At 40.5% G+C, this 3,325-nt stretch carries 3 protein-coding genes and 1 pseudogene; 2 read left to right on the forward strand and 2 right to left on the reverse strand.

Annotated elements, in window-relative coordinates; translation table 11 throughout:
- Positions 1-84 precede the first annotated feature (84 nt).
- Complete coding sequence (locus ABFQ95_08130) at positions 85-1,539, reverse strand: DUF4158 domain-containing protein (GenBank protein MEN8237486.1); 1,455 nt, start codon at positions 1,537-1,539, stop codon at positions 85-87.
- A 514-nt stretch (positions 1,540-2,053) separates the two neighbouring features.
- Here ABFQ95_08130 and ABFQ95_08135 point away from each other — a divergent pair.
- A pseudogene (locus ABFQ95_08135) lies at positions 2,054-2,241 on the forward strand (Tn3 family transposase).
- 78 nt (positions 2,242-2,319) lie between these two features.
- Positions 2,320-2,784: a Tn3 family transposase gene (locus tag ABFQ95_08140; GenBank protein MEN8237487.1), complete on the forward strand. Its 465-nt coding sequence runs from the start codon at positions 2,320-2,322 to the stop codon at positions 2,782-2,784.
- Here ABFQ95_08140 and ABFQ95_08145 read toward each other — a convergent pair.
- Positions 2,781-3,227 (reverse strand): hypothetical protein, encoded by a 447-nt coding sequence (locus tag ABFQ95_08145; GenBank protein ID MEN8237488.1) that lies wholly within the window; start codon positions 3,225-3,227, stop codon positions 2,781-2,783. The genes ABFQ95_08140 and ABFQ95_08145 overlap by 4 nt on opposite strands.
- Positions 3,228-3,325: the final 98 nt, after the last annotated feature.

Consider the following 3,325-nt stretch of genomic DNA (forward strand, 5'->3'; position numbering starts at 1 on the left):
TAAGTCGTCACGTTCAGATGGGGGCAAAAAATCTTGCATGGGTATTTAACTACCACAATTGGATAAAATTTTAAACACTTTCATTCAGCATGAGTATAGGTCTTCATCTGGATTACGGTAACGGTCGGCACCCGGGGACCAAATATTCTTACATCTCAAGTGTCGACGTAGAATTTCCAATACAACCATTTCATAATCTAAACGTTTTATTTTACCAGAGTTGTCTTGTATAATATTTTCCTCGGCTTCACTCATAATGTCCTTGATAGGAAAAATACACTCTTCAGGATAGTAGGCAGACTTGCTGTCCAAATGTTGCTTGATAATTTGTAATCCTTTAAGAATGGGTTGATGAGTTGGATTATTACAGCAAAGTTCGAGCACCTCTAAAACGGGTTTAAGCATACGACGATAATGTCTCTTATAGGAAGAACTCATAGCTTTATGAACACGTGTTTGATAATTACCTTGCGCTTCATCTTCAGCAATAATTCTTTGCAGCAATTCTTGACTGACGATAGGAAAAATAACCTCTTCGACTACTCCTGCTGGTTGTTTGGTCGTTGCCTGAGCAATTTTCAACAAAAACGTTGGTTTGCCATTAACTTTGGTGAGTTCAGGCAAAAGCTGTTCTCGAACAGATCGCTCAGATTTGGTGCGTACTTTATGGATAAGTTTATTGAAGATGTCAATAAGATCATCAGTTATTTGCATAGAACGATTGTGGCTGTATATGGCTAAAAGGGCGTGCCGTTTACTGGGAAGGTGAGAGCGTATTTCTTTTGGAGTTTCAGCTTCAGTTCTCAACGAATATTGTTTAATAATTTGAGCAGAAATACCTGAGAATAGATCTGGGGATGTGCCAATCTCTCGTAACTTCTTTAGTTTTTGAGTTTCTATAAGAATTGTGTTTAAGCTGGCCTTACCTGGTCCTTGCTTAAGGTCAAAGAAGGACAACTCTTCCGTTTGATTGTTATCCTCTCTTTTTTTGACTAATACATCAAGCGCAGCCTTTTGGCTCTCTGTAAGCCGAGAGGAGATTTTTTCAAACAAATGTCTTTCAAACTCTTGTGATGCTGAATTGATGAATCGGTTAATTTGTTTAATAGAGAATGGTTCTATTTTTCTTTCCTGAAAATAATTGTAAACCATAGTCCTAATAGTTCTAGGATTATAATTTTTTATAGGGAGAATTTCAGCAGTGAGCCAATCTGTTAAATTTTGTGCATCCTGGGCAGTAGGCGTGCGAAAGCCACAGTGCAACCTAACCTGTCGCCTGTGTAGTTTAGCTGTTTCAGCAGTAAAGTCGTAGTGATAAAAGGTAAGCTCATCTTTACCCAATTGACACGCAAGGAACTTAAGTACTGATAGGGCAATCAACTCCTCAGCCTCTGGAAATTTTTTGGCATACAGAAAATACTTCAGTAAGACCGCGAACCCCAGTCGTGTTTTGCCGCTCTTGGCTTGTACCATCTTCATCTCTTGTGTGTTGAGGGTCCAGCACTCTCTTAACTCACTCCTATTCCAGTTTTGTTTCACTGTTATTACCTGCCAAAAAGTTCCTATAATTACTGGTGTCGGCATCCTTTGGATCGATATTCCCAAAAAACCAAGCCTTTCTGGAAATCACTCTAGGGAAAACAAGTAGTATTGTAAACACCAAACATAATTCGGCATTTAGAAATTCGATCGAAATTTACGATTTCCTACCCGTTTGCACACAAAAGTCATTCAGTGAATTTTGGTCATGAAAATTTAAAAATCTCTGAAAAACGTCGTTGAATAAGGGTTTGCAAGAAATCCATTCTTGAAATCTGGTCTGCTTTCCCCAAAACCCAAATCTACCCAACCAGAAGTTTTCTCTGAGATTACCGATATTGCAGCTTGTCTCACACTGGGCCAATTAGGCGAATTTGGCACTTTTTATGGACTGTAGAGTGATCAAAGGAAAAAATCTGCGATTGCAACTCAGAAAATTTTAAAAATTGCTCAATTTTGCAGCGAATTCACGCGTTACAAAATTTTGGTGACGGATCTTGGGCATGATGTCACTTTCTACCGACCCCATAAGGGGGTACAGTACGAACATATCGATGCCATTTTTACGGAAGTCATTGACTGGAAGCTTATTGAAACCCACTGGTTAGATATGATGCAGATTGTCCTGTCTATACAGGCTGGGAAAGTACTACCATCAATGTTGTTACGTAAACTAAGGACGCTAGGAAAAATAACCTTTACAATTTAACTAAAATACTTTATGGACAGCGTTACGCAGCAAGATCAAGCAACAGAACGCGAAACACGATTATAAATGTTATTTTTCCTAGCGTCCTAAGCAGGAAAAACCGCAAAAACAAACTCTATCGAGCGTTCCGAGAGCTTGGCCGTGTTGAACGTACCATCTTTTTGATGCGCTATATCTCGGACGCTAATTTTCGTTTCAGTATTCGTGCTGAAACTACCAAGATTGAGTCCTTCCATAGCTTTCTGGACTGGATCGCCTTTGGTGGTACTGTCATCAAAAGTGGTGATCCTGTCGAGCAAGCTAAACGAATGAAATATATGGATGTTGTTGCTAATGCAATAATGTTACAAAATGTGGCTGATTTAACCGATGTCCTCAATGATATGGCTAATGAAGGCTTTAAAATTACACCAGAATTGATCAGCAGCTTGAGTCCATATATGTGCGAAAATATTCTGCGCTTTGGAAAATGGTCACTTGATATGGAGGATCTACCAGAGCCATTACAACCTAAACCATTACCAATCACAGCTTAGGGACAGAGTGATAACATTTTACACGTATCTTCGACAGACCCCGTATTGCTTGGCAAAGCTGCAGCGATGTCGCTGGCGCCGGCGTCTCCTATGCTATTGCACTCCAAATGCAATGTTTGCAGCGTGGTATTGCTTGGCAAAGCTTTACCGATGGCGCTGCCGCCGGCGGCTCCTATGTTATTGTCCCCCAAATCCAATGTTTGCAGGGTGGTATTGCTTGGCAAAGCTGCAGCGATGGCAATGCCGCCGGCGGCTCCTATGTTAGTGCGATGCAAATCCAATATTTGCAGCGTGGTATTGCTTTTCAAAGCTTTACCGATGGCGCTGCCGCCGGCGTCTCCTATTTTATTGTACCTCAAATTCAATTTTTGCAGCGTAGTATTGCTTTTCAAAGCTTTACCGATGTCGCTGCCTCCGGCATCTCTTATTTTATTGTCCCTCAAATTGTATCTTCTCCATATCTCCGGGTACCCCCATAATAGATGCCCCACATTTCAAAAAAAGTTGCATTTTTTTCAAAATAGTTCTTGACAGCATTTTA

This window comes from Pseudomonadota bacterium, from assembly GCA_039714795.1.
Classification (GTDB): Bacteria; Pseudomonadota; Alphaproteobacteria; order JAGOMX01; family JAGOMX01; genus JBDLIP01.